The 21,670-nt window shown below is 54.6% G+C and carries 15 protein-coding genes; 4 read left to right on the top strand and 11 right to left on the bottom strand.

The genetic code is table 11. The features are described 5' to 3' along the window. Nucleotides 1-120: 120 nt before the first annotated feature. From BM152_RS04780 to BM152_RS04760, 5 genes are all read right to left on the bottom strand, one after another. Nucleotides 121-1,401, bottom strand: coding sequence for a BamA/TamA family outer membrane protein (locus tag BM152_RS04780; protein WP_158527946.1), 1,281 nt, complete (start codon nt 1,399-1,401; stop codon nt 121-123). Between the two features lie 118 nt (nt 1,402-1,519). Next, complete coding sequence (locus BM152_RS04775; RefSeq protein ID WP_066601728.1) at nt 1,520-2,692, bottom strand: beta-barrel domain-containing protein; 1,173 nt, start codon at nt 2,690-2,692, stop codon at nt 1,520-1,522. Further along, nucleotides 2,689-4,824 carry a type I secretion system permease/ATPase gene (locus tag BM152_RS04770; protein WP_066601722.1) on the bottom strand — a complete coding sequence of 712 codons (2,136 nt, stop codon included), beginning with the start codon at nt 4,822-4,824 and terminating at the stop codon, nt 2,689-2,691. Before BM152_RS04770 ends, BM152_RS04775 begins: the two co-directional genes overlap by 4 nt. Before the next feature lie 27 nt (nt 4,825-4,851). Beyond that, on the bottom strand, nt 4,852-6,051 hold the full coding sequence (locus BM152_RS04765; protein WP_111481339.1) for a TolC family protein: 1,200 nt from the start codon (nt 6,049-6,051) through the stop codon (nt 4,852-4,854). Nucleotides 6,052-6,424: 373 nt separating this feature from the next. Continuing rightward, nucleotides 6,425-8,050: a hypothetical protein gene (locus BM152_RS04760; RefSeq protein ID WP_139222473.1), complete on the bottom strand. Its 1,626-nt coding sequence runs from the start codon at nt 8,048-8,050 to the stop codon at nt 6,425-6,427. Between the two features lie 729 nt (nt 8,051-8,779). On the opposite strand from BM152_RS04760, the gene BM152_RS18780 reads away from it, so the two are divergent. The 3 genes from BM152_RS18780 (at nt 8,780) to herA (ending at nt 12,210) form a co-directional block, all read left to right on the top strand. Then, nucleotides 8,780-8,974 carry a hypothetical protein gene (locus tag BM152_RS18780; protein WP_066601714.1) on the top strand — a complete coding sequence of 65 codons (195 nt, stop codon included), beginning with the start codon at nt 8,780-8,782 and terminating at the stop codon, nt 8,972-8,974. Between the two features lie 162 nt (nt 8,975-9,136). Further along, nucleotides 9,137-10,477 (top strand): SIR2 family anti-phage-associated protein, encoded by a 1,341-nt coding sequence (locus BM152_RS04750; RefSeq protein WP_331711561.1) that lies wholly within the window; start codon nt 9,137-9,139, stop codon nt 10,475-10,477. Beyond that, nucleotides 10,474-12,210 carry an anti-phage-associated helicase HerA gene (herA, locus tag BM152_RS04745; RefSeq protein ID WP_066601711.1) on the top strand — a complete coding sequence of 579 codons (1,737 nt, stop codon included), beginning with the start codon at nt 10,474-10,476 and terminating at the stop codon, nt 12,208-12,210. Before BM152_RS04750 ends, herA begins: the two co-directional genes overlap by 4 nt. Nucleotides 12,211-12,361: 151 nt before the next feature. Here herA and BM152_RS04740 read toward each other — a convergent pair whose 3' ends face one another. The 6 genes from BM152_RS04740 to BM152_RS04715 form a co-directional block, all read right to left on the bottom strand. After that, nucleotides 12,362-13,252, bottom strand: coding sequence for a hypothetical protein (locus BM152_RS04740; protein ID WP_066601709.1), 891 nt, complete (start codon nt 13,250-13,252; stop codon nt 12,362-12,364). 315 nt (nt 13,253-13,567) lie between these two features. Continuing rightward, nucleotides 13,568-14,788 (bottom strand): GIY-YIG nuclease family protein, encoded by a 1,221-nt coding sequence (locus tag BM152_RS04735; RefSeq protein ID WP_197418772.1) that lies wholly within the window; start codon nt 14,786-14,788, stop codon nt 13,568-13,570. Further along, nucleotides 14,785-16,860 (bottom strand): DEAD/DEAH box helicase, encoded by a 2,076-nt coding sequence (locus tag BM152_RS04730; RefSeq protein WP_066601707.1) that lies wholly within the window; start codon nt 16,858-16,860, stop codon nt 14,785-14,787. The genes BM152_RS04735 and BM152_RS04730 overlap by 4 nt, the downstream gene beginning before the upstream one ends. A 1-nt stretch (nt 16,861) precedes the next feature. Next, nucleotides 16,862-17,689 (bottom strand): Abi family protein, encoded by an 828-nt coding sequence (locus tag BM152_RS04725; RefSeq protein ID WP_066601706.1) that lies wholly within the window; start codon nt 17,687-17,689, stop codon nt 16,862-16,864. Beyond that, the gene (locus BM152_RS04720) at nt 17,686-18,465 is read right to left on the bottom strand and encodes a hypothetical protein (protein WP_066601705.1); all 780 of its coding nucleotides are present in this window, start codon (nt 18,463-18,465) and stop codon (nt 17,686-17,688) included. Before BM152_RS04720 ends, BM152_RS04725 begins: the two co-directional genes overlap by 4 nt. Further along, on the bottom strand, nt 18,462-21,152 hold the full coding sequence (locus tag BM152_RS04715; RefSeq protein ID WP_066601704.1) for a class I SAM-dependent DNA methyltransferase: 2,691 nt from the start codon (nt 21,150-21,152) through the stop codon (nt 18,462-18,464). Before BM152_RS04715 ends, BM152_RS04720 begins: the two co-directional genes overlap by 4 nt. Nucleotides 21,153-21,377: 225 nt before the next feature. Here BM152_RS04715 and tnpA point away from each other — a divergent pair. Then, nucleotides 21,378-21,670 (top strand): IS66-like element accessory protein TnpA (tnpA, locus tag BM152_RS04710; RefSeq protein ID WP_139222472.1); only part of this gene is annotated, 293 nt, incomplete at its 3' end.

The following is a 21,670-nucleotide window of genomic DNA, read 5'->3' as shown; positions in this document are numbered from 1 at the left end:
GTTTCTACAGGAGAAAAATTGAATAGACGCCCCAGTGCACCGAAGGCGCGCCGTTTCAATTCGGGGGCGGGGCCCAGAGTCCTGTATCATGCGCAGCCAATGCCGAAGCGATATGAGGGATCAGAAATTGGTGCTCAGACTCAAGCCGAAGACCTGTTCCTCATCGCCGTCCTCTTTCTTCAAGGCCTTTGCGACATAGAGTGATATCGGGACGATTCCGATTTCCAGTGACAACGAGACACCGACAGAACTGCGTTGATGGTAGTCGTCATCAATCGTGCCGGATTGGGTGTCATCAAGCCCCCATGCCGCGCCGGTTTGCCAAAACACGCCGCCGATCAAGGGCGTCGAATCGAAGTTATCGAAATTCCTCTGCAGCTCGATGGTCGAGACCGCGAAGTTATTGCCTCCAAGCGCATCACCATTGTCACGCGGCCCAACGCCACCCGAGGCAAAGCCACGAAAGCTGTCTGCTCCGGGGGTAAAGCGGTCCATAACCCGTGTTGCATTGCCGTTGGTGCCGGAGACCGTTCCTGCATCAAGTGAAATCAACATGCGTGTGCTGCTGCCGAACGGGACATAGGAGCGCGTCTTGAGACGGAAATCTCTTAGGGCGTCCTCTGTGCCGAGATTCCAGAAATACTGGTCCACCCCGAACTGATAATTCCATGCACCCCAAGAAGTTTCGCCTTTGGAAATGGAACTGTGATCAAGCCCGAACCGCATGAACGGGGCGTCAATGGTTGATGTTTCCTCCGATAGCAAAAGCGGGCTGGCATCAGCTGACACGTCAAAAAGGCCATAGCTGCGATAGCCGAGCCCCGCCTCCAGACGGGTGTCGGGTTTGGCATTCCAAACGGCATAGGCTTCAAGCTGGCGGGTTTTCTCGGTATAGGGCGTGTCATCATAGGACAGTTCTTCCCATCCGGCCCTGAGACCGAGATCAAGAACATCCTCGATCATGTCGACATGATACAGCCGCGCGATGCCACGTTTCACTTCGTCATTATATGCGAGGCGAACAGACCCATAAGTGTCGGGGAAAAGGTTGTATTGCTCAAAGGACAGCCCGCCGATCAAGCCGTCTTGTGAGGAGTAGGCCAGTGAGGCTTCGATGCGTCCCGGTTGGGTGTTCAACTCCTCGACTGCAATCACCAGCGTGTCATCTTCGGGTGTCAGCGTGACGCTTTCGAAGACGCCCGTGGACATAAGACAGTCCTCGATCGCACGCAGTTCAATGGTGAGGTAGGGGACATTCGGCACAGCACCACAGGTGAGTTTGATATCCTCCTCGGGGATAAACTCCGCGCCGCGCACCACCACCTTCGTATATATCCGGCTATTGCCTTCGCCGGATTGTGCCGCAGCGCCCAAGGAAGAGGCCAGAACTGCACCCGACATCAGCCCCCCTCGCAGGAGGCCTTTCATATATGCGGAATTTACACAGGAACGAGGCAGCATTGTTGTCTCTTTTCTACTTTCATGGATGTCCGCGTCGGATCAAAGGTTCAGATGTTGCTTACCGTAGCCGTGCCCGCATGAGAGGTCGCGTCAGGTAACTCAGCACCGAGCGATTGCCACTTTCGATATCCACCTGTGCCACCATCCCGGGCCGGATGGGGAATTGTTCGTCAAACTGTTCCAGATAGCTGGTCTCGGTCTTGACCATGACACGGTAGAAGTCCTGCTTGCCTTGCGCGGTTTCTTCTTCGACCGTGTCTTCGGAAATCTGGGTCACAACGCCGCGCAAATCGCCATAGGTTGCAAAATCATAGGCGGTGATCTTGACGCTGGCGGGCATACCGGGCGCGACGAAAGCCACGTCTTGCGGCTTGACCTTGGTCTCGATCAGAAGTTGATCATCTGTTGGGGTGATTTCCATGATCGGCTCACCCGGTTGCACCACCCCGCCGAGGGTTGTGATCTCGATGTTGTTGACGCGACCGGCCACGGGGGAACGGATTTCCGTGCGCTGGAACTCATCCTGTTTCTGGATCAAATCCTGCTGCAAGGTTGTGAGCTTTGCCCGACTGGCCGCGAGGTCTTTGTAGGCATCTTGCACATAGGCGTTGCGCACCTCGTTGATCTTGCCATCAAGCTCGGCCTTCTGCTGGCGTAGCTGCAACAGGTCGATCTGGCTCACCGCACCGGACTCGGCCAGCGGACTGGTGATTTCGATCTGGCTTTCGATTGTTCCACGTTCTTCGACAAGAGATGCAATAGAAGCCTCAAGTTTTGTGCGCCGCGCTTGGAACAGGCGCAATTCTGTGGCTTCCGCTTCATTCGGATTGGGGCCGAAATCCAGTTCGGGCTGTTCCAGAACTTCCGCTTCAAGGCGCTTTACTTCTGCGGAAAGAGAGGTGATCTCCGCCTGTGTCGAGTTAAATGCCGTTTCCGACTTTGTCGGGTCGAGTTTGGCAAGCAACTGACCCTCTTGCACAATATCGCCTTCGCTCACATGCAATTCAGCGAGGATCCCACCTTCAAGGCTTTGAATCGACTGCAACCTGCGTAGGGGCACGACACGCCCGTCGCCGCGCGTGATCTCGTTGATCTGGGCGACGGAGGCCCAGCCGACAGCGATCACCAACGATAGCACAACCGTCTGGATCACCAGCCGCGCTCGCTTCAGGGTCTGCCGCCGGTAGCTTCCATCAATATGGCTTGTGGACATCAGGTCGGGGCTGCTCATGTCACGGCCTTTACAGGTTTACCTTGCGATGCATTTGCGCGCGCGGAATTGAGAATTTGCAGCAAATCCCCGTCGCGTGCGATCCGGCCATCCTTCAGGACAATTGCGCGTTCTGTAAGGCCCAGCAATTCACGCTTGTGCGTCGAAATGATCGTGGTCCGGCCTTTGAGCCATTCCTTCAGATGGGCAATGACTTTTGCTTCTGTAACGTGGTCGAAGGCAGATGTCGGCTCATCGAGAAGAACCACTTTCGGATCCTGCAAAAGAACGCGCGCCAGTCCGATGGATTGTCGTTGACCACCGGACACATTCGCATTGCTTTGTATCTGTAGGTCGAGGCCGCGGACGTGTTGGCGGACGAATTTGCCAAGCCCGACTGCATCAAGCGCCTGAAGCAGTTCCTCATCAGAATGCAGCCCGTGGTCCAGCAGGAGGTTCTCCCGCAATGTTCCTTGGAACAGGGCCACGCTTTGCGGCAAATAGCCGATCTGCCGGCGGCGGTCGATCGGATCAATCTGGCTCAGGGACAGGTCATCAAGTAGAATGCTCCCTGCTTGCGGATCGGTCAGCCCCGCCAGAAGGCGCAGCATTGTAGATTTGCCTGCGCCATTGCCGCCCAGAAGGGCAATCCGCTCACCTGCGGCGATTTTCAGTTCCGGTATAGCCAGAACCGGCGGCGCTTGGGGATCATGGCGGAACACGGTTTCCTGAAGGTGGTATTTACCTTCTATCATCTCGGCGCGAACAAAGTGACGATCCGCTGGCCGTTCGACGGAAAGATTCATGATGTTGTTCAGCCCTTCCATCGCGGCGCGCACATGCTGCCACTTTGCCAGAAGGCCCGCGACTTGCCCCATGGGCGACATGGCGCGGGTGGACAGAAGCGTGCAGGCGATAAGACTCCCGACAGTCAATTCACCGGCATTGATCAGATAGACACCAGCGATCACCACTCCGGCGTAGGCCAGACGTTGCACTGTGCTGACAAGCTGCGTCATCAGAGTTGTGATGTTGCGCGTCTTGATTGCGGTGGTGGCCATAGTCGCGGTCAGCTGCGCATGCGCCCGTTGCAGGCGACCCTCGGCGCGGGCCGCTTTCACGGTTTCAAGATTGGAAATCGTTTCCAGCAACAGGCCGTTAAGAGCCGCTGCTTCGCGAGTGTTTTCTTTGGACGCACGCGCCAGTTTCTTTTGCATTGCAATGCCCGGTAGAATGGTCAGGACGACCCCAGCCAGAACCACAAAGGCAATCGGCCCGCCAATAAACCAGATCAGGCCGAGAAAGATAACCACAAAGGGCAGATCGCTGATGGCGGTCACTGTGCCAGAGGTGAAAAACTCCCGCACAACGGCGAAGTCACGCACCTGATTGGCGAACACACCGGTCGAAGAGGGCTGGTTGATGAGCCGCATATTGGCGACCTTGTCAAAGAGCTGCGCCGAGAGACGCAGATCAAGATCACGACCGGATACATCCACCAAAGAGGCCCGCATCAGACGCAGGATCAGTTCGAGGACGATGGCAATTCCAACCCCGCTGGCCAGAATCCACAAGGTATCTATGGCATTGTTTGGCACGACGCGGTCATAGACCTGCATCGAAAATAGCGCTGTCACCACGGCCAGAAGGTTCGCGGCAAAAGAGGCGATCATCACATCGCGATAAATCCACCAGTTTTCCCACAATGGCCCGAGCAGCCAATGCCCGTGCCCTTCTTTCTTCCCGTCCAGACGATCCGACACAATGTCGATCGGTTTTGAGATGAGAACCTTGCCATCATGAAGACGGTCGAGTTCCTCAAACGTCCATATCGCTTTGCCGCCACCGGAGTCCGGCAAGACGACTGTCGCGCGATCGCCGGTCAGCTCTTCGAGTATGACTGTGCGTCCGTCTTTAAGGAACACAAGAACAGGGAAGCTGTGCGCCGGAATGGTGCGCAAAGGTTCGCGGCTGATCCGGCAACTCATATTTGCGCGACGAAGCGCCAAAGGTGCCAAATCCGGCGTAAGTTTGGTGCCGTCTTCGCGCGGCAGCCCCTCCGTCAACTGCGTGACGGAGGTCGAAACCCCTTGTATTCGGCAGAGTTCGAGAAGGCCGAGAACGAGAGGATCGTGAAATGCCGTGTCTTTCATGTCTCTAAAGCCTCTTTGTGCCTTGTATTATTGCAGGACTGGTCTCACGGACAGCATCGTGCCCAGAACGCCGAGATCTTTGGCGGCCTCATATGCCGTGCGTTTACGTTCGTCATAGGTATCGATCTCATCGATTTGAGCGTCATAGAGATCACGGCCGGTGGTCAGCAGGTCGAGTATTTCCCGCCGCCCTGCGACAAATTGCTGTTCATAAGTGGCAAGAACCTTCTCGGATTCCGCCAACTGGAGGGCCTTGGATTGTTCGCTCTGACGCAACAGGCTCAACCGTTGCAATGCGCTGCTTGCGGTATTCATAAGCTCGCGTTCAACACCGTTGAGAGAGGCCTTGGCGCTCTCGACTTTCAGCATTGCGGACTGAATCTGGCGTTGCCCAAAGCCGCGCGAATTCAAGTCTATTCCTGTGGAAATTCCAATCGCGGTTTCCGTGTCCCCGTTCATATCCAGAAGCGCTTGTGCTTGCAGGTTGATGGTCGGAAACCTCTGCACTTTTGCGGATTTCACGCCAGCTTCGGCCTCTGCGACGGAAGCTCGTGCCGAAATATATTCAGGCGCGAGGCGAATGGCGGCGCGGATTTTTTCAGGCATCCCGTAATGGCTGGAAAATCCTATATCAGGTGGTCGACTGACATCACTGATCGGAGTTCCAACTAGATATTCAAGCTGCGCCAAGGCGATCTGACGATTGGCAAGAAGCTGAGCCATTTGCTCATCAGCGCGCGCGATCTCCAACCGGGCACGCGCAACCTCGCTGTTGTCGCTCAGCCCTGCACGACCGCGATCCTGCGCCTGTTTGGCGAGGCGGCGCGCAAAGGTCATATATTCTTTGGTATAGGCAATCTTGCGGTCGAGGACTTCAACATCAAGAAAGAAGCCTGCGATCTCGAAGCTCAAGTCTTCTACAGCCATCTTCAGGTCTGACATGGCCTGAACCCGCGCCTGTGAGGTTTCCTCGATTTCGGCTTTGGTTTTGCCCCAATCCATAAGAACCTGCGTCACGCTGAGCGTCAGTCCGTTGTCGTCGTCATCCGCCGAACTGGTTTCACCGGACAGGCTGATCGACGGGAAATAGGCATCACGGGCAGCTTCGATATCAACCGCTTTAATCGCCACTTCCTGACGAAGGGCTTCAACCCCGGGGTCGTTCGCGGTGGCTGTCAGAACTGCCTCTTGCAGCGACACTTGAGCCGATGCGGGAGCAGGGTGCATAAACGACAGAACCGCCAGAGCAGAGTAAAGGTGGGTAATTTTGGGGCGAAAACATGAAATAGAGCGACGAACGTACGCCCCTACGCGCTTGTGCGTATAACACACAGCACCAATGCCTCCCTTTCTCTCCGCATCATCGTGACACCGCCGGAACAGGCGTATATCAGCACCCCTATGACGCGTAAGTATGGCTTTTCGCTGAGACAAAATTCCCATTCAGCCGCACCCCATATACCTATGTCTATTTAAAGGGATAACATCCCCGCACCAAATCAAAGGTTTGTCTACGGATGCACCCCTACCCCAACCAAGGGATGTTGGGATAGACTATTTATAGATTTCTCAAAAAACACAACCCAAGGATGCATCTTTTTTAGGAAATGTTGTCCTGATCGTCCATCAACCCATCAAGCAGGGATGCGCCGGCGTCAAATGCATCGCTAACATCGTCGACCAAACCACCAGCGCTATCTGCGAGCAAACCGCCAACACCAGAGGTGTCACTATCGCCAGCTTCATCAAGAAGGGCGCTCAGGGCATCCCCACCTGCCAGAACATCGCTACTCGACGGGCCAAGTATTTCATTGAGCAGGGTGTCCACCTCACCATCTGGAAGCGCGTCACTACCGCCTGCCAAAAGCCCTTCGTCAACGAGAGAACCAACAAGGCTGTCTTCGCCCACGAGACCGGCAAAGAGATCATCAAAGCCACCGGTGACTGCGTCGGGAACGTCAACATCGAATACATCCTCGTCACCGAGAAGGCCCGCCATGACATCGCCGGCCCCATCAAGCGAAATGTCGCCAAGGACACCGGATACGGTATCGCCCAGATCACCCGCCGGATTATCTAGTCCGAGCAACGCATCAAGATAGTCGCCTTCCTCAGAATCATCCTCGGAGCTACCTGTCTCTTCGTCGCTGCCGCCGAGGCCAAGCAGGCCACCAAGCGCGCTGTCCTCACCGATCACGTTGCCAAGCAATCCGTCTTCGTCCAGCAGGTCGCCTACAACGGGAATGTCCCCGACGAGCTCATCGACAAGCCCTCCGTCGCCGAGCAGATTGCCGACCAGACCGGATACAATGCTATCTTCACCGATAATATTCCCGACCACATCGTCTCCGAGGACCGGACCCAGTATATTATCCAGAACACCACCGGTGCCGGTCAGAGCCTCCACCAGATCGTCAACGACACCCTCATCCCCGAGAATGCTTGCAACAAGGGACTCATCTCCGAGAAGCTCGGAAATTGCCCCGCCAAGAAGTCCGTCAGGCCCCAGAACGACTTCAAGCGCCTCAAGATCAAGAAGCCCGTCTTCTCCGATCAACGTATCAAGCAGAGTGTCAACGAGGCTGTCATCGCCGAGCAAGGTATCAAGGATACCGCCTTCGCCAAGGAGCGTATCAAGCAGATTGTCCACAAGACCGTCATCGCCGAGGATCGGGTCCAACACGGTTCCCAGCACACCGTCTGCGTCGCTCTCATCCAGAAGATCAACAACTGTGGCCGAAGTCTGCTCGTTCAACAGGCTTTCATTGTCTGTTTCGAGCGCGTCCGACAGTCGGTCTTCCGCCGCAGCGGCAGCAGCTCCGGCGTTTGAAATATCAGAGGTTCGGCCTGCGGCAGCAACGGCACCGGACGCTTCACCTTCAATGTCTTCGAGCGAAACGTCATCGTCCTCGGAGATGTCGCCGTTTGCCACGTCGGGAAGAGTATCTTGGAGATTTGCGCTCGCTGCGCCCTCGGAAATTCCGTTTGGAACGCTCGATGTGTCTGCATCAGACGAATCAGATACGTCAGCATCTTGCGCAAATGCGGCCAGAGACCCGGTCAAATCGGATTGCAGCGCCAAGCCCATGCCAATCGCACTGGCCGACACACCATTCAGTCCGGATTTTGTGTTGAGCCGCTCAGCCTCGACAGACTCCACAGAAAAAGGAGCTACCGCACTCTCTTTTGAGCGCTCCGTCTTGCTTTCTGTTTCTCTCTTGGTCACCAAACCTACGTCCCTCAACACACTCTCGGGCCTACACTGCCATTCAGCATAAACCTAACGAGACTGATTTCAATAGTTCTATATATGATCCACCCCAATCTGGCTAGATCAATTATCTAGCAATACATACTTTAGGTTAATTATATATACTTTGACGTGGCGTCAGTAACGGGAAAAGTCGATTTTTTGTTAAAATTCGGCATATTCGAGACTGTAAGCGCTTTGTGAGGCGCGGCGCTTATTTTTGTTGAGGGTAGGGAAACCGTCGCATTCCGGCCATCATCCTTTCTCGGAAGACCTCTACGGGCGTCTTCCAGCCAAGCATTTTCGGACGTATATTCGAAGCGGGCGCAGAGTTGCATCAACTCATGATCCGGCATTCGCGTGATGTCTCGAGTGCGTGGAACCACTTACAGGATTAGATAACTTATTGGTTTTTAATTGGGTTCGCAATTTTAGATGATGCTCATCCCGCATCGTCATTTTAGCCTGTAACGCATTTAATCTTATGTCCGCATAACTGTATGTGTGGGTGTTGTATAGAAAATATGAGATAAAATTGTATTGATTTTCCAAATGCCTGAAATGTCCGGTCATCCCAACGAATTTTTCTGAAAAATTTGCTAGTATTTGGATATTTCAAGTTCTGTAGTGCCATTGTAAATTACCGGGGCCCGTTTTTAAGAAAAAAATAACCAGAACTGTTGAAATAATTCCTCGGGAGACATCGTGCCCAAGAATCTACTTCTTTGGTGTGGAGGCCTGATCACAGTACCGGATTATGCGGCGATTAAAGCCGCTGATGAATTTAAAGCCAAAACCACAGCCATCAACGCGATGTGGCAGACGGATTTCACCAATTTTAAGATTATCGGTTTCTTTTATGACATTCTTTGTATCCTTCGCCCCGACAAAGTATACTGAAACAAGGGTGGGAAGCAGTCCTTGGCTGCGGATGCAAACAGCGCCGTTGGACACTTCGATAGCAACCATTCGCATAGTGCAGATCGGTAAAAGTTGAGGTAGATTTGTCAGAGCGGGCCTTTTTATGGGGCGCGTCGAGAGCGCTTCTGAAAATTAGAATAGTTGGGGATTCATTTGATAGCATATAGAGGCAACGTTCTTCTCAGTGATGAGATTGAATTGACGGCGCATTTGGCAACCCTCCTACGTATGGAAAATATCGGTGTTTTGCTTGGGGCAGGCGCGTCCGTAGGGTGTGGCGGGAAAACCATGGCCCAACTTTGGGAAGATTTTAAGTCATCGTCTCCAAGCGAATACCAGTGGCTTTGCCGCAATAAGTTTGTGGACGCCCCTGTGCCACCTGTTATGCCTCAAACCGCCCCTGTGCCTCCCGGCATACCTCAAGCTGCCTCATTGCCTCCCGGCATGCCAAAGCCCGCCCCGGCGGCACCCGGTGTATCTCAATCCGCACCACCAAATGTTGAGAGCCTATTGGACACGTTGGCGATTGCTTTGGCGGAGTGGGAACGGGCAGGATCAATCGAGAAAGATGAAGGAAAGAAGGCTCGCGCTGCAATCTATCGAGCATTGGTCAGAGCGTCTTTTCTAGACGAAAGCTGGTGGAATACTCCAGAGGGAGTCGCGCACAGCGAGGACAGGCTGTCCGCTCACCGGCTGCTTTTGCAGCGCTTAACGTCTGCCAGACAGCCGGGGCAATCGTCTCCTTGGCTGTTCACCACCAATTATGACCTCGCCATTGAATGGGCGGCTGACTCAATTGATATGAACGTCATCAATGGTTTTTTGGGCCTGCATTCTCGCCGCTTCACACCCCAAAGTTTCGATCTGGGGTTTCGGAATGTTCAGGCAAAGGGAGAGGCGCAGTTTGGGTCCTACAATGTCTATTTAGCTAAGCTTCATGGCTCTCTGACATGGAAGGAGGTTTCCGGGCAGTACTATGAAATTCAGGCGACTGAGGCGCAGGAGGAAATCCAGACTTTCGTAAAAGGCGACACAGATAAACTTGCTTTTACAGTTCTCCCTAGCGCCGCAAAGTACATTCAAACTGTTGGCTTTGTACTTGGGGAACTGTTTCGCAGATACTCTGAGTTTCTGGCTCGTCCACAGTCTGCCCTTTTAGTGTCAGGGTATGGCTTTGGAGACGAGCATATCAACAGGTTACTTTTGTCAGCGTTGCTCAACCCGACGTTCCAATTAGTTGTCTATCTCCCCGAGTTTTCTGGGTTGGAAGACGTGTCTAAACTTCCAACAGCGGCGCAAAAACTGCTTTCTCTGCAAAGCCCACGCGTAACATTCGTAGGCGGCGGTGGGGATGCCTATTTTGGTAGCTTTGTCGAACACCTTCCTGAACCATCAATCTACAACGATGACCTTCGCCAGCTTCAAGAAAGGCTAAAGGCACTTGATACGGCCACAAACCCAAATGAAGGTGGTTCATCGTGATCGGTCGTTCACCAATAGGGTATGTAGTTCGGATAGACGGGGCGGAAATCACTTTAAACGTCTTGGATCACCACCGAGGGATGGTCGCAGGGCATTCTCACGGTGTGTCGATGGTTGCGGAGATTGGCAGCCTTTTGGGTATTGATGCGGGCGACCGCTTACTGTTGCTGCGGGTTAGGTCGATCAGTTTTGCTGAACCAAATGAGGTTCATCGCCGGTCCATGGGAAAAAGCTCTCTTTCGGCTGAGCCCCTGCGCCATGTTGTTGGCATCGTTGTCGGAAAACTCACCCGAAAATCCGGTGAACTCGAATTTGTGTCGGACTCACTGTCTACCCCCGCTTTAGGGGCAATGGTCTATCCGCTGATCGCGGATGAGGAAAAAACAGTTCTTGGTCGCGACGACAACGCGCCTACATCGATTCACTTGGGAAATGAGCTACGCAGCGGCGCACCGGTCCAAGTGGACATTCAAAGCCTAATAAGCAAACACGTAGCCGTTCTCGGGAGCTCAGGACAGGGAAAAAGCTGTTTTACAGCCGCTATACTCCAGCAAATTGTTAAGCTTCCCGGCTCTCGGACAGTCATATTTGATATCAACGGTGAGTATGAGCAGGCCTTCTCAGAAAACGTAGAGCCGGACTGGGTCAGGACTACAAAGCTCGGAGAGGGTGGCCTGAAAATCCCCTACTTTGCGCTTGGGCGGCACGGCCTCCAAAGGCTCCTAATGCCAAGCGAAAAGACGCAAAGACCAGCTCTGATGTTCGCCTTGGAGTCGCTCAATCGGGTCAAATGGATCGATGCCGGAAGTGGTGTCGGCATTTTGACTGACACCACACCATTTTTATTCGATGACTGCCGAAGCGGCGATGCAACGCAAGCGCAGCAGCGAATTTCGGCGCTACAGGACAAGACTGCGGCCGAAGTGTCCATGTGGCCCCCGATGAAGGCTCTGGGACCCTTGGTTGCGGAAAGCTATTCACTGACAAATGGCAGGAGTGGTTGGGAACGAAACGCGTTTCAATATGGTAATGTTGCCCCGCTGGTAAACCGCATCCACAGGTTCGTTGAAGACCCGATGTTTTCAGCCGTAGTTGATACGGATGGAGCGCCCCGCAAGGAACCGCTTGATTGGCGGAGCGAAGCTTCTGAGTTAGTGGCAAACATATTCGGCGATGAGCACTCAAACTGGAGAATTCACATTGTTGACCTGCGACGGGTGGCTCACGACCTGATGCCGTTTATCCTCGGTTCTTTGTTGGAGCTTTTTGCGTTCGAGATTTTTGAGCGTGGCCAAGACAAGAAAGTCCCCACTCTCTTGGTGTTGGAGGAAGCACACCACTATTTGAGACCCGTAGGTGTTGGGGAAAGCGACACGGGCAGTTCCTTGGCCTATGAGCGACTGGCAAAGGAAGGTCGGAAATTTGGATTGGCGCTTTGGCTGAGCACTCAACGTCCATCAGAGATATCTCAAACCGTTCTTTCCCAATGCGGGAATTGGATTTCATTTCGGCTGGCGTCCGATAGAGACTTGGCGGCAGTTCAAGCATCGAGTGAATGGGCTGACAGAAGAGATGTAAAAAGAATTTCTGGCCTTGCACGGCAAAACGCTGTTGCCTTCGGAGAGAGCCTCAGAATGCCCGTGAGCCTTATCGCTCCGACGGCATCGCCCACACCGAAATCAAGTGACGCCCCTTTCGACAAGTGGGCAGATTCCCGTGAGAATATAGGGTAGAAGGCATGAGAATGGCTGGTCTTTTAGGCAGTTTTGCCCCGCCGAGTGTGAGACCGCTTGTGCTGTGATTTTGCGCTCAAGCGCGCGGCGGCAGCTTCGACGGGCCGCATTGCAGCGTCGTCAGGTGAGGATGAGCGTCCGCTGTGGGCCGTCATTTCTGGTCTGAAACTGCCCTGTTCCAGTGTTTATCAAACCGAACACATTTTTTCCGATACTCCGCCTCTGAGTGCCAGCTTTCTTCGTAAAGTTCTTGGAACAATTCCGAAGATTGAAAGGTGTGCTGCGGCAAACGTACTTCCAACTCTTCGCATAGCTGGCGCGCAGTGACTGTCAGCCGCTCAATAGTAGCGCCTAAATGGATCAATCCCGGCTTAGATGCCGCATTCCAACGAAAAGCGGGAGAATGTTGAAACCGAATAAGAAGAGCCAAAAGAGCCCTCAACCTTTCCAAGTTCTCAGATCGAGTCTCAAAACTTCTCGGACATGAGAACCAGGTAAACTCATCAATCACCCGGTAGTCCGCGGGATTAGCAAGCCCCTCAAATGCACTTGGGGAGATGCCCTGAATATGGCGCCCACCAATTTCCCTATCAATGAAGATGCGGGAACCTTTTCCTGAACCCTCAAGTTGGGCTGCCCTCGTAACCGCGTTTCCACAAATGAACTGACCCAAACTACGGTTTGTTTTCTCTGGCTCAATAATTTGCCCAAAAGTCATACCACCTCTAGCGAAAACCCCGGTTTCAGAATTTTTCTCAAATAGAACCTTAGCGGCTTTGACCACCAAGCTCACATCCTCCGCCCATAGAAACGCACAATCCGACAGTTGTGCTATCTTCAATCCTTTCTTTTGGCATTGGAGAAGGTTTTTTCGAAATACTGATAACAACCGAGCGCAAAACAGTTGATTGCCACCTGTTTTCTTCGAGCGCGGGGCTAGTGCCTTGAAGTCTTGCTCGATGACTATGGGCGCGGACGACGTCGTCAATGCACTGATGCCTAGGATGTCTACAAATAGTACCGCCCCATTGTACTCTCTCATAAATCAACCTCTCCAGAATATTAGATCTGAGCCGACACTCACTACCACGCAGAAAAAGGGTTAGGAAGGTTGAACCAAGCATATCCAAGGTGCTTGTAGGTAGATTTAATGGCGCGTCCACGAATTTCGGCTCTGAAAACGCTGCAGCGCGGAAGGGTGGCGCCCTCTCAAAGGCAGCTAAGGGCCGTCCTTGCCACAACATGTTTCCCAGGCAGGCGACTTTGCAACGGCTGCTATTTTCGCATTGCTGCAGTTCACAATAAGCCCAACGAATGGCAGATCGTTGCCCTATTAAAACAATAGAATGCGGTAATCTCAGCTTGTCTTTTCTAAAGGGAGGATTTTCTGACTTTCGACATCGTACCTATGCAGATGTAGTGTACCATCTTCGATCAATTTTACGGCTTGACCTACATGATCAGGAAGGACGTAGAACCACTCTTTTGGAAAAACCTTCTTTCCGAAACGATCGGTTACGAAGAGCTCGGCAGGGCGAGCGGCTGCGAAAAAACGATGTAGAAGGTTCTCGACTTTGCTGCGCGATAGGTTTTGCAGACTGTATGTTGCGACAATTTCCACCGGAGCCAAGAGAAATGTCGGATCATTTCTAGCATCTGCAACACGGCGGGCAACGTCCTGACTGGTTACGCCGATCTTGTGTAAGATCATGCGCTGACTTTTGATTTCGGGATTGTCCGATTGGGAGCGCGCAACGTAGATCGTGCCCGACAATTTCAGCCGATCACCCTCCCATTCTGGATCGAGCGGACCTAGACCAACCTTTTGAACTATACGTGCTGTTTTGTCATCGTTTAGGGATTTTCGGAATGACGACATGAGCGGGTCGCTCTCTGTGCCGTTTGAAAAGATGACGCGAAGCCGATGGTCGCGCGTGCCGCCACGGGTGGTCATTTCTGACTTCTCAGCTATCATGGCGAGCAAACCGTTCCTGATGAAGAAGTCCCCTTCGATCGGCTCGATCACCGACCATTTCCTTACCGGGTATGCTTGGCGTTCACCTGCTTCCAGACCGCGCTGCACCGTCTCGAAACGCTCCCGAAACCGCTCGAAATCCTGACAGGGCACGAAGTCGGCGCGATGATCTGGAACATGGCGTTCGGCGGAGGGCGTGGTGTGCTTGAGACTGATCAGTGACGCATCAACATCAAGATCGTCCTCAGCGAAGATGTCATCCAAACTATCGGGGATATCAGCGTCGACCGGGTCATCTTGCCATGAGTGCGGCGTGGGAGCAGAATCTTCGCCCAGTAGGCCTAAACGATCCACAGCCCGCATCTGATCGGTGGGTGCCAGCTTCACGGTGTCCCAGATCGCGCCAAGGCGCATCTCGTCGTGATCTAATGCGTCCGGATCAGGAAGATGCGAATGCCGCTCATAGAAGGCCGTGACTTCGAGCAAGGCGGCGACGCCACTATCCTGCGACGGACCACCGCGCCCCGTACGAGGTTTGACATCCAACAGGCCGAATTCGTCGTCTTCCGCGAAAATGTCATCCAAACTGGGGCGCGCCATCATAGGCCCCCCTCACGCAGCCGCTTGGCCTTCTCGGCCTTCAGCCAGGCAAGCGCCTCAGCCATACGCTTTTCAAGCGGGTTGGCGGAGTGGACATTCGGCTCACACCCCTCAGTGGCGCGGAATGCCTTGATGCGGGGCCATAGTGTTCTGGCCTCATCACCGGTCATGTTCACGCGCAGGGCAACCATAGCTGACTGGACATGCGACAGCAGCTCAGAGTTCATCGATTTCGATGCGACCTCGAAACGCTCCTGGAAGGTGTTCACGCTGTCGATCAGCTCGATGTCGATATCTCGAACATTGATGAACTTCCGAACCATTTCTAGCAGGGTATTCGGCGCGCAGGCAGATTCGTCGGCATCCTCGTCATCACTAGACTTCTGAGGTGTGCCACTCAAAGTGGACTGTCCCTCGACAATACTGCGTTCGGTCTCCTTCCGCGCTAGCGTCAGAACGTTCATGTGAGCCGCGAGATGCTGGCGTACGGACTCCGTTTCCTCGGCATCCAGCGTTTCATAGCGCTTCTCGATGATATCTGTCAGCACTAATTGCGTGGCAACCTCGGGGGCGGTATCGGGCGACAGCACCCGTCGATCCATCTCCTGGTAGGCCGTTGCCATCAGGTCGTTCATGTCCTTCTCACAGATCTCGCGTGAGCGATCCGTGGGCGGTTCGATCAACCCCTTGATGCCGATTGTTATATTGCCCTCGACATCAGTTCCCATCGGCGCACGCACGTCGCCATCTTCGCGCCGGTAGAATTTGAAATTAGGGGCTAGCACCTGCTCCATTAGCAGCGACCCAGAGATCGCCTTGAGCATGTCGTTCACGGCATCGCTCACGATTCCTGTTTCCACGCCAGGTTCGGCAACGAGGTTCGTGAACAGCGCGCGTGGCTTGCCCGGCGCATCGCGCGTCGCTCGCCCGATGATCTGCACGATCTCGACCAGGGACGACCGATAGCCGATTGTCAGCGCGTGTTCACACCAGACCCAGTCGAACCCTTCCTTTGCCATCCCTAGGGCGATAATGATGTCAACCTTGGCTCGGTCAGCCACGTCGTCGCGCTTCCCATCCGGTCCCTTGATCTCGCGTGACAGCGCAGCCTTCACGATATCGCGGCCCGGCCCGTCATCCACCAGGTCCGCTATTTTCAGCAGCCTACCATCAGGCCTGCGCACCAGATCAAACCCCGTCTCGGGTTCGCGGCCCTCATGGTTGCCCAGCAGGTCTAGGATCATGCCCACCTCGTTGAACTTGTCATCGAACGCTTCAGACGATCCGCGGTGCGGGATGTGGATGATCGTTTTCTGCTCAGGATCCAGCACGCCTGGCAGTCCGTTGACGTATTTCCCCTTGTAAAACTCGTAGTTGATTCCGAGCGCCTTTAGCCAGGCGTAGCCCTCTAGTTGCTCGTAATAGCTGTAGGTGATCTTGGCGAAACGGTCTTCGTCCTCGGGGCGAAGTACCGGATCGGCATCGCCGCGGAAATAGCTGCCTGTCATGGCCATCACATGGCATTGCGCGCGGGAGATCAGGCTACGAAGGATAACCCCCAGCCGGTTGTTGTCCGAGGACGACACATGGTGGAATTCGTCGATGGCGATGAAGCAGCTGTCGAAGACCTCGATCCCCTTGGTCTTGATCACCTCGTCAAAGCCGAAGCGGAAGGTGGCATGGGTACAAACCAGCGCCTTGGCATCGCTCTCCATGAACGCCTGAAACGCCTTAACCTTCTTCTTCTCGGCATCCTCGCCGGTCAGGCAGAGGTTCCAGCGGTCATCGACCTCCCAATCCGCCTCAAACCCATAGCTGGTCAGATCGGTCGAGCGGAACGAGCCGCCGATCGAGGTCTCCGGTACACAGACGATCACCTTTTCCAGCCCCTGATGGCGCAGCTTGTCGAGCGCCACGAACATCAGCGCACGGCTTTTGCCTGCTGCGGGCGGCGCCTTCAGCAGCAGGAACTGCGCAGCGCGCGCGGCATAGGTACGGGCCTGCATCGGGCGCTGACCAAGTGCGTTCGTCGTCGCCTTGGAGGTGCCATAGGTGACATTGACCATCTGAACCATCTTACTCTTTACCTCTTGGTCGTGCGTTGATGATTTGGTTGACCCTGCAGCGGCCAGCAACCCAAGTCTCCAATGCGGGCGATGACCAAGAGATCAAAGTGAGAGCGTCTTGGTATTTTGCTGACGGCCCCTTGTCGAAGACCGCGTTGTGGTGAGCAATACGGTTGCGCCAGCGACGAACGCTCTCGATCAGGTCATGCAACTCGTCTAGCTCGGCTTTCCAAGGGGCGTGCTTGAAGTTTTTCTGAAAGCCCTTTGGAAACAGGTATCGTTTAAAACGCTTGGTCGTCAGATGCTCCCAGAATCCAAAAGACAATGCGGAAACGAGGTGATGCGTGTCAAAGCTTTCGGCATGCTGAGCACGCTCGTCTGCCAGAGCCATATCGAGATCGTTCAATCGTGGGCCGTCCAGGAGCTTCCTGAATGTGCTGTCCTCAAACCACCTATCGCCTTTGTAGAGCAAGGCGGAGTGAATGCTGTTGCGGCAAGTGATTTCAGCCATGTGGAGAGCGAACTGGAATGCATCCGCAAGGTCGCAGTTCCACAGGTAGATGTCCTCGCGTGCCACACCTGCGTCGCCAGCGGCGGGCGCATACCGCTGGAGCCTTCGCTCGCTCAGGGACTCGGTTAGTAACTTCTGAATGGTAAGATCTGTGAGACTCGGCACTTGATTGATATGGCTCTTATCGCTATCTAATGAGGTGTGAGACGTGGTGAGGTTGCCCTTAGGTGCTTCGGCAGGCTTTTGGCCCCTCCTGCGGACAAGATCATGAGGCGGGCCTTCGGGCGCCGCCTCGCTTGTTTTTTGCGACCCATTCTGATCGGTCATTTTGCACCTGCCTTTTCAGCACGATCTTTCAGTATCGCCTTCTCGAACCAAGCTGGTACGCTGGTAACATCAGGCTCAGAAATGTTCTCGGGCACGTCCTTCCAGAAAGATACGATGGCATCAGAGAACGCCTGAAATTGGACATCGCTGACTTTCAGATCTGTATGATCAAGGAAATCGATCGAAGCCCATGCAAGGCGCGTCCCTGCATTCGGGTCAGGGAGATATTCGGGGAAACTTTGCTTCAGATCGTCCAGTGACGTCCCTTTGCCATGCTTGTAGACATTGACGACCAGACGGCAGGCATCCAGCAGCTTAAAATATCCCGTGTTACGGATCTTCCACCCGAGGCCTTCGAGCAGGTCAGCGAGATCTGAAAAGTTCGCCTTCCAGATCTTTTCGGGGGCCATATCTCCACGGTGCCAGCGTTTGACCTCGGCGACCAGCCAATCGCGAAGCTGCTTATCCCATTCATGGTACATACCCGCGACTACGCTCAGTTGGGTCTGATCACGCATATCCGAGAGCAAGCGGTAGAACTCGATGCCGGATTCGCCTGCAGCCTCATAAAAGCTCCCCGGATCGTCTCGATCAGGATCGAAACGGTGACTGTTGTCCTTGAGCCAGTCATCCGAAGCTTTGTCCGCCTCAGCTTCGATGTTCTCAAACTGCGTGAGCAGCCGCTTCCGCGCTTGTTCGACATAGAAGAGGTGCCCGTCGATCAGCGACTGGCGAAATGGTCCCCACATCTGGAACAGCACATAGGTCGTCGTCATGCTTTCGCGCCTTTCGCATCCTGCGACTTCACCTTGGCAGCATAGAGCTTGAAGAGCTTTTCAAGCCGTTCGGTGTCATTGCGGAAAGGGCGGCCGATATACATGGTTTCCAAAAGATCGTCGTTTTCCCGATGCACGGCGCGTAGGTCGTCGGGCATCTTGTCCGGATCATAGAGTTCGGCAATTGTGGCCGGATAATGAGAATAGCGGCAGCGCAGGATTTTGCGGGCCGAGGCCGAGAGTGCCTCCAGCTGATCCTCGGAGAATTTAGGCACCGGGAAGGTGTTCCAGCCGAGGGTATTAGAGTAGCGGTAGCGGCTTTCCAACCTTCCGCAAACAATTCCGATCCAGACAATATGTAGTCGCGATGCAATGAGCGCGATGCACCATTCGGGGGCGTCATAGAGTACCTGATTGAGGTCCGATGAGATGACATCTGCGCCAACCCGGACAACAGGGAGGTAAGGTCGGCGTTCGGACGTGACGCGAGGAACGAGGATGGAATGGCTTTCAGCCTCGCCGCTGATGAACCAAAACCTGTGCGGTGTTTCAGCTGCTGGGCGGGTCACCGCGTTCTTACTGGCAGCGCGGAACTTTGCCACAGCTCTGAGCCGCTCTGCGATGGGTGGAATGCTCCAGGCAAGTTCGACGTCTTCATCCTTGATCCAAAGGCACCAACGCATCTCGCCCCTCACCACCTCCTTGGAGCCCTGGAACTTACGAACAAACTTTGCGGCCTCGGGGAACTGCTCCGACAAATCCTGAGCCTCAGTTTCCGTGAGGATCAAATTTCCACCTTCAGTTGCGGCACTACCACGATACATTTTTGGAAGGTTAAAGAGCGCTGAGTTGGAGGCCGCGACAGCTACGTTTGGACCTTCGACCAAGTATCCATTGATGGAAGTGGCTTCTTCACGTAAGTCTCCGTCATAAATCACCTTTTTACGATTATTTCCAGCGGAGATTCCAACAACGACGCAGAGAACCGCTGCGTTCTTTGCGGCATTGTTGGTCCACTTGAACGGTCGGTGTGCGAATTGGATTTGGAAGTTCTCCGACAGGGTATTGCCCCAAAACATAGGGACTGACTGTCCTTGGCATATTGAGTTGGTTGCCACAAAAGCTGCCGATGCATTGTTTGATCGCAAATATCGGGCGGCCAGGAAGAACCAGCATATGACGTAATCGAGATCTTTGAACGTTTTGAAGTGACCGGAAAGAAGCTCGCGCATATCATCTTTTTGATCGGCAGTCTGATAGGTAGAGCCAGCGAACGGTGGATTACCCACAATGAACACGTCTTCGCCTTCACCAGGAGGCGAGCAGACTTCCGCCCAGTTGATCCGAAGCGAATTCCCCGTGCGGATATGCGCCGCATCCTTCAAGGGCAGCGCAGCAGGGCGTCGCCCAAAAATCTCGGCAAAGCTGGCATTGGCCTGATACTCGGCGATGAACAGCGCCAGCTTGGCGGTTTCGGCGGCGAAATCCGCGATCTCGATCCCATAGAAATGGCTGATCGAGATGGCCGAGAACATGGTCAGCGACCCGGGGCCGATCAGTTCTTCCAGCCGCCGCAGGATGCGCGTCTCGCGCGCCCGTAGTTCGCGATAAGACACGACAAGGAAGTTGCCCGAACCGCAAGCCGGGTCGAACACGCGGATGCGCGACATCCGGTCCAGCACCTGTTGCAGCCCTTTGGCGCGGTCCCATGCCTTGTGAATCTCGGCATCAAGATCATCAAGGAACAGCGGCCCGATCACCTTCATGATGTTCGGCACCGAGGTGTAGTGCATCCCCAGTTCCGAACGCTGCTTCGGGTCCGCCACCGACTGGATCATCGAGCCGAAGATATCCGGGTTGATCTCGCGCCAGTTCAGGTCGCAGGCCTCACGCAGATAGCGGAAGGCCACGGCATCAAAGCGCGGCGCATCGATGGTGCCCGCAAAGAGCCCGCCGTTGACGTACTCCAGCTCGCCCGTCCACGCGGGCAGGCCATCGCGCTTGTCTTTCGCTTGGTTCATTGCCCGGAAGGCCGCGATGATGGTTTCGCGCGCTTCCTCGCCCTTGTCGCCCGCATGGGTGAACAGCAGGCGCGAGAACTGGTTGTCAGGGAAGATACCGACGTCTTCGGCAAACATGCAGAAGATCAGCCGCATCATCAGCTGGTTCATCTCGTGCCGACGTTCGTCGCAGCCCCAGTCTGGGTTGGCTTTGGTCAGAGTGTCATAAAGCCGAGCCAGCTTGCCGGTCGCTTTGACGTCGACGGGATTTTCTTCGACCGCGCGGTAACGCTCCTTGCCCGCAGCGGGCAGGAAGAACCCGAAGTTGTCGCCAAGCTCATCGAAACGGCAGTGCAGTGTGTCGCCCGAGGCCGGATGCTCTGCCGAGATCATCTCGCCATCCGTTGCGATCAGGATCGCGGGCTTCGAGGTCTTGGTCTTCTTCGAGCTGTGCAGCTGGTCCAGCGTGACATCGGTCATCCCCGCCAGCGCGGGGGCGAAGTGGAACTTCTTGCCGAACAGCACTCCGCCGGGAAGGTCGGACTTGTTGGTCGACCCGCTCCGCAGCTTGGAGATCGCCGCCTTGGCGCCATCGGTGGCGGCCGCAAAGGCGAAGGGGAATTCGGTGGCGTCAAAAGGTTCGGCGGCAATCTCCGCCAATGCGTCATAAATTTCGGTAGGGTTCATACTGGGCCTCAAAATACGTAAATGGAAGGCTATGAGAAGCTTTACTCGAAAACCACTGAAAAGTGTATGATGGCAATAGTCGCCCCAGAAAAGGCAGAAAGCGCTACGATAGATGGAAGTCTTCGCACTTCCTGCCTTTTCTATCGAAGTTCTGGAATGAACATTGGTAATGCTCCGGCGAGGGCCGTCTGAACAGGGCTTGGCTCCGATGGTAAGTCCGACCTTATGTCCGACTTTATCAACTGTTCCCAAATTGAAGTTCTTTCCGCGACCGATGGCGTTCGCCGTCGGTCCTGGTCTGATGATGACAAACTACGCATTGTGGAGGAAAGCTTTGTTGGTCACCGACAGGTGACCGCGACAGCTCGGCGGCATGGTATTTGCCGCTCGCTTCTGACCACTTGGCGGCGGCAGTATAGAAACGGAGAGCTTGGCTCTTCTCGCCCGGTGTCATTTACGCCGGTGAGTGTAACGCAGAGCGGGATCGCGCAGCAGAGCAGTTCGTTCAGTTCCTGTCC

The sequence above is a fragment of the Celeribacter halophilus genome (assembly GCF_900114135.1).
GTDB classification, from domain to species: domain Bacteria; phylum Pseudomonadota; class Alphaproteobacteria; order Rhodobacterales; family Rhodobacteraceae; genus Celeribacter; species Celeribacter halophilus.
The sequence above is the reverse complement of the archived record's forward strand: the minus strand, read 5'-3'. Positions and strand labels throughout refer to the sequence as shown.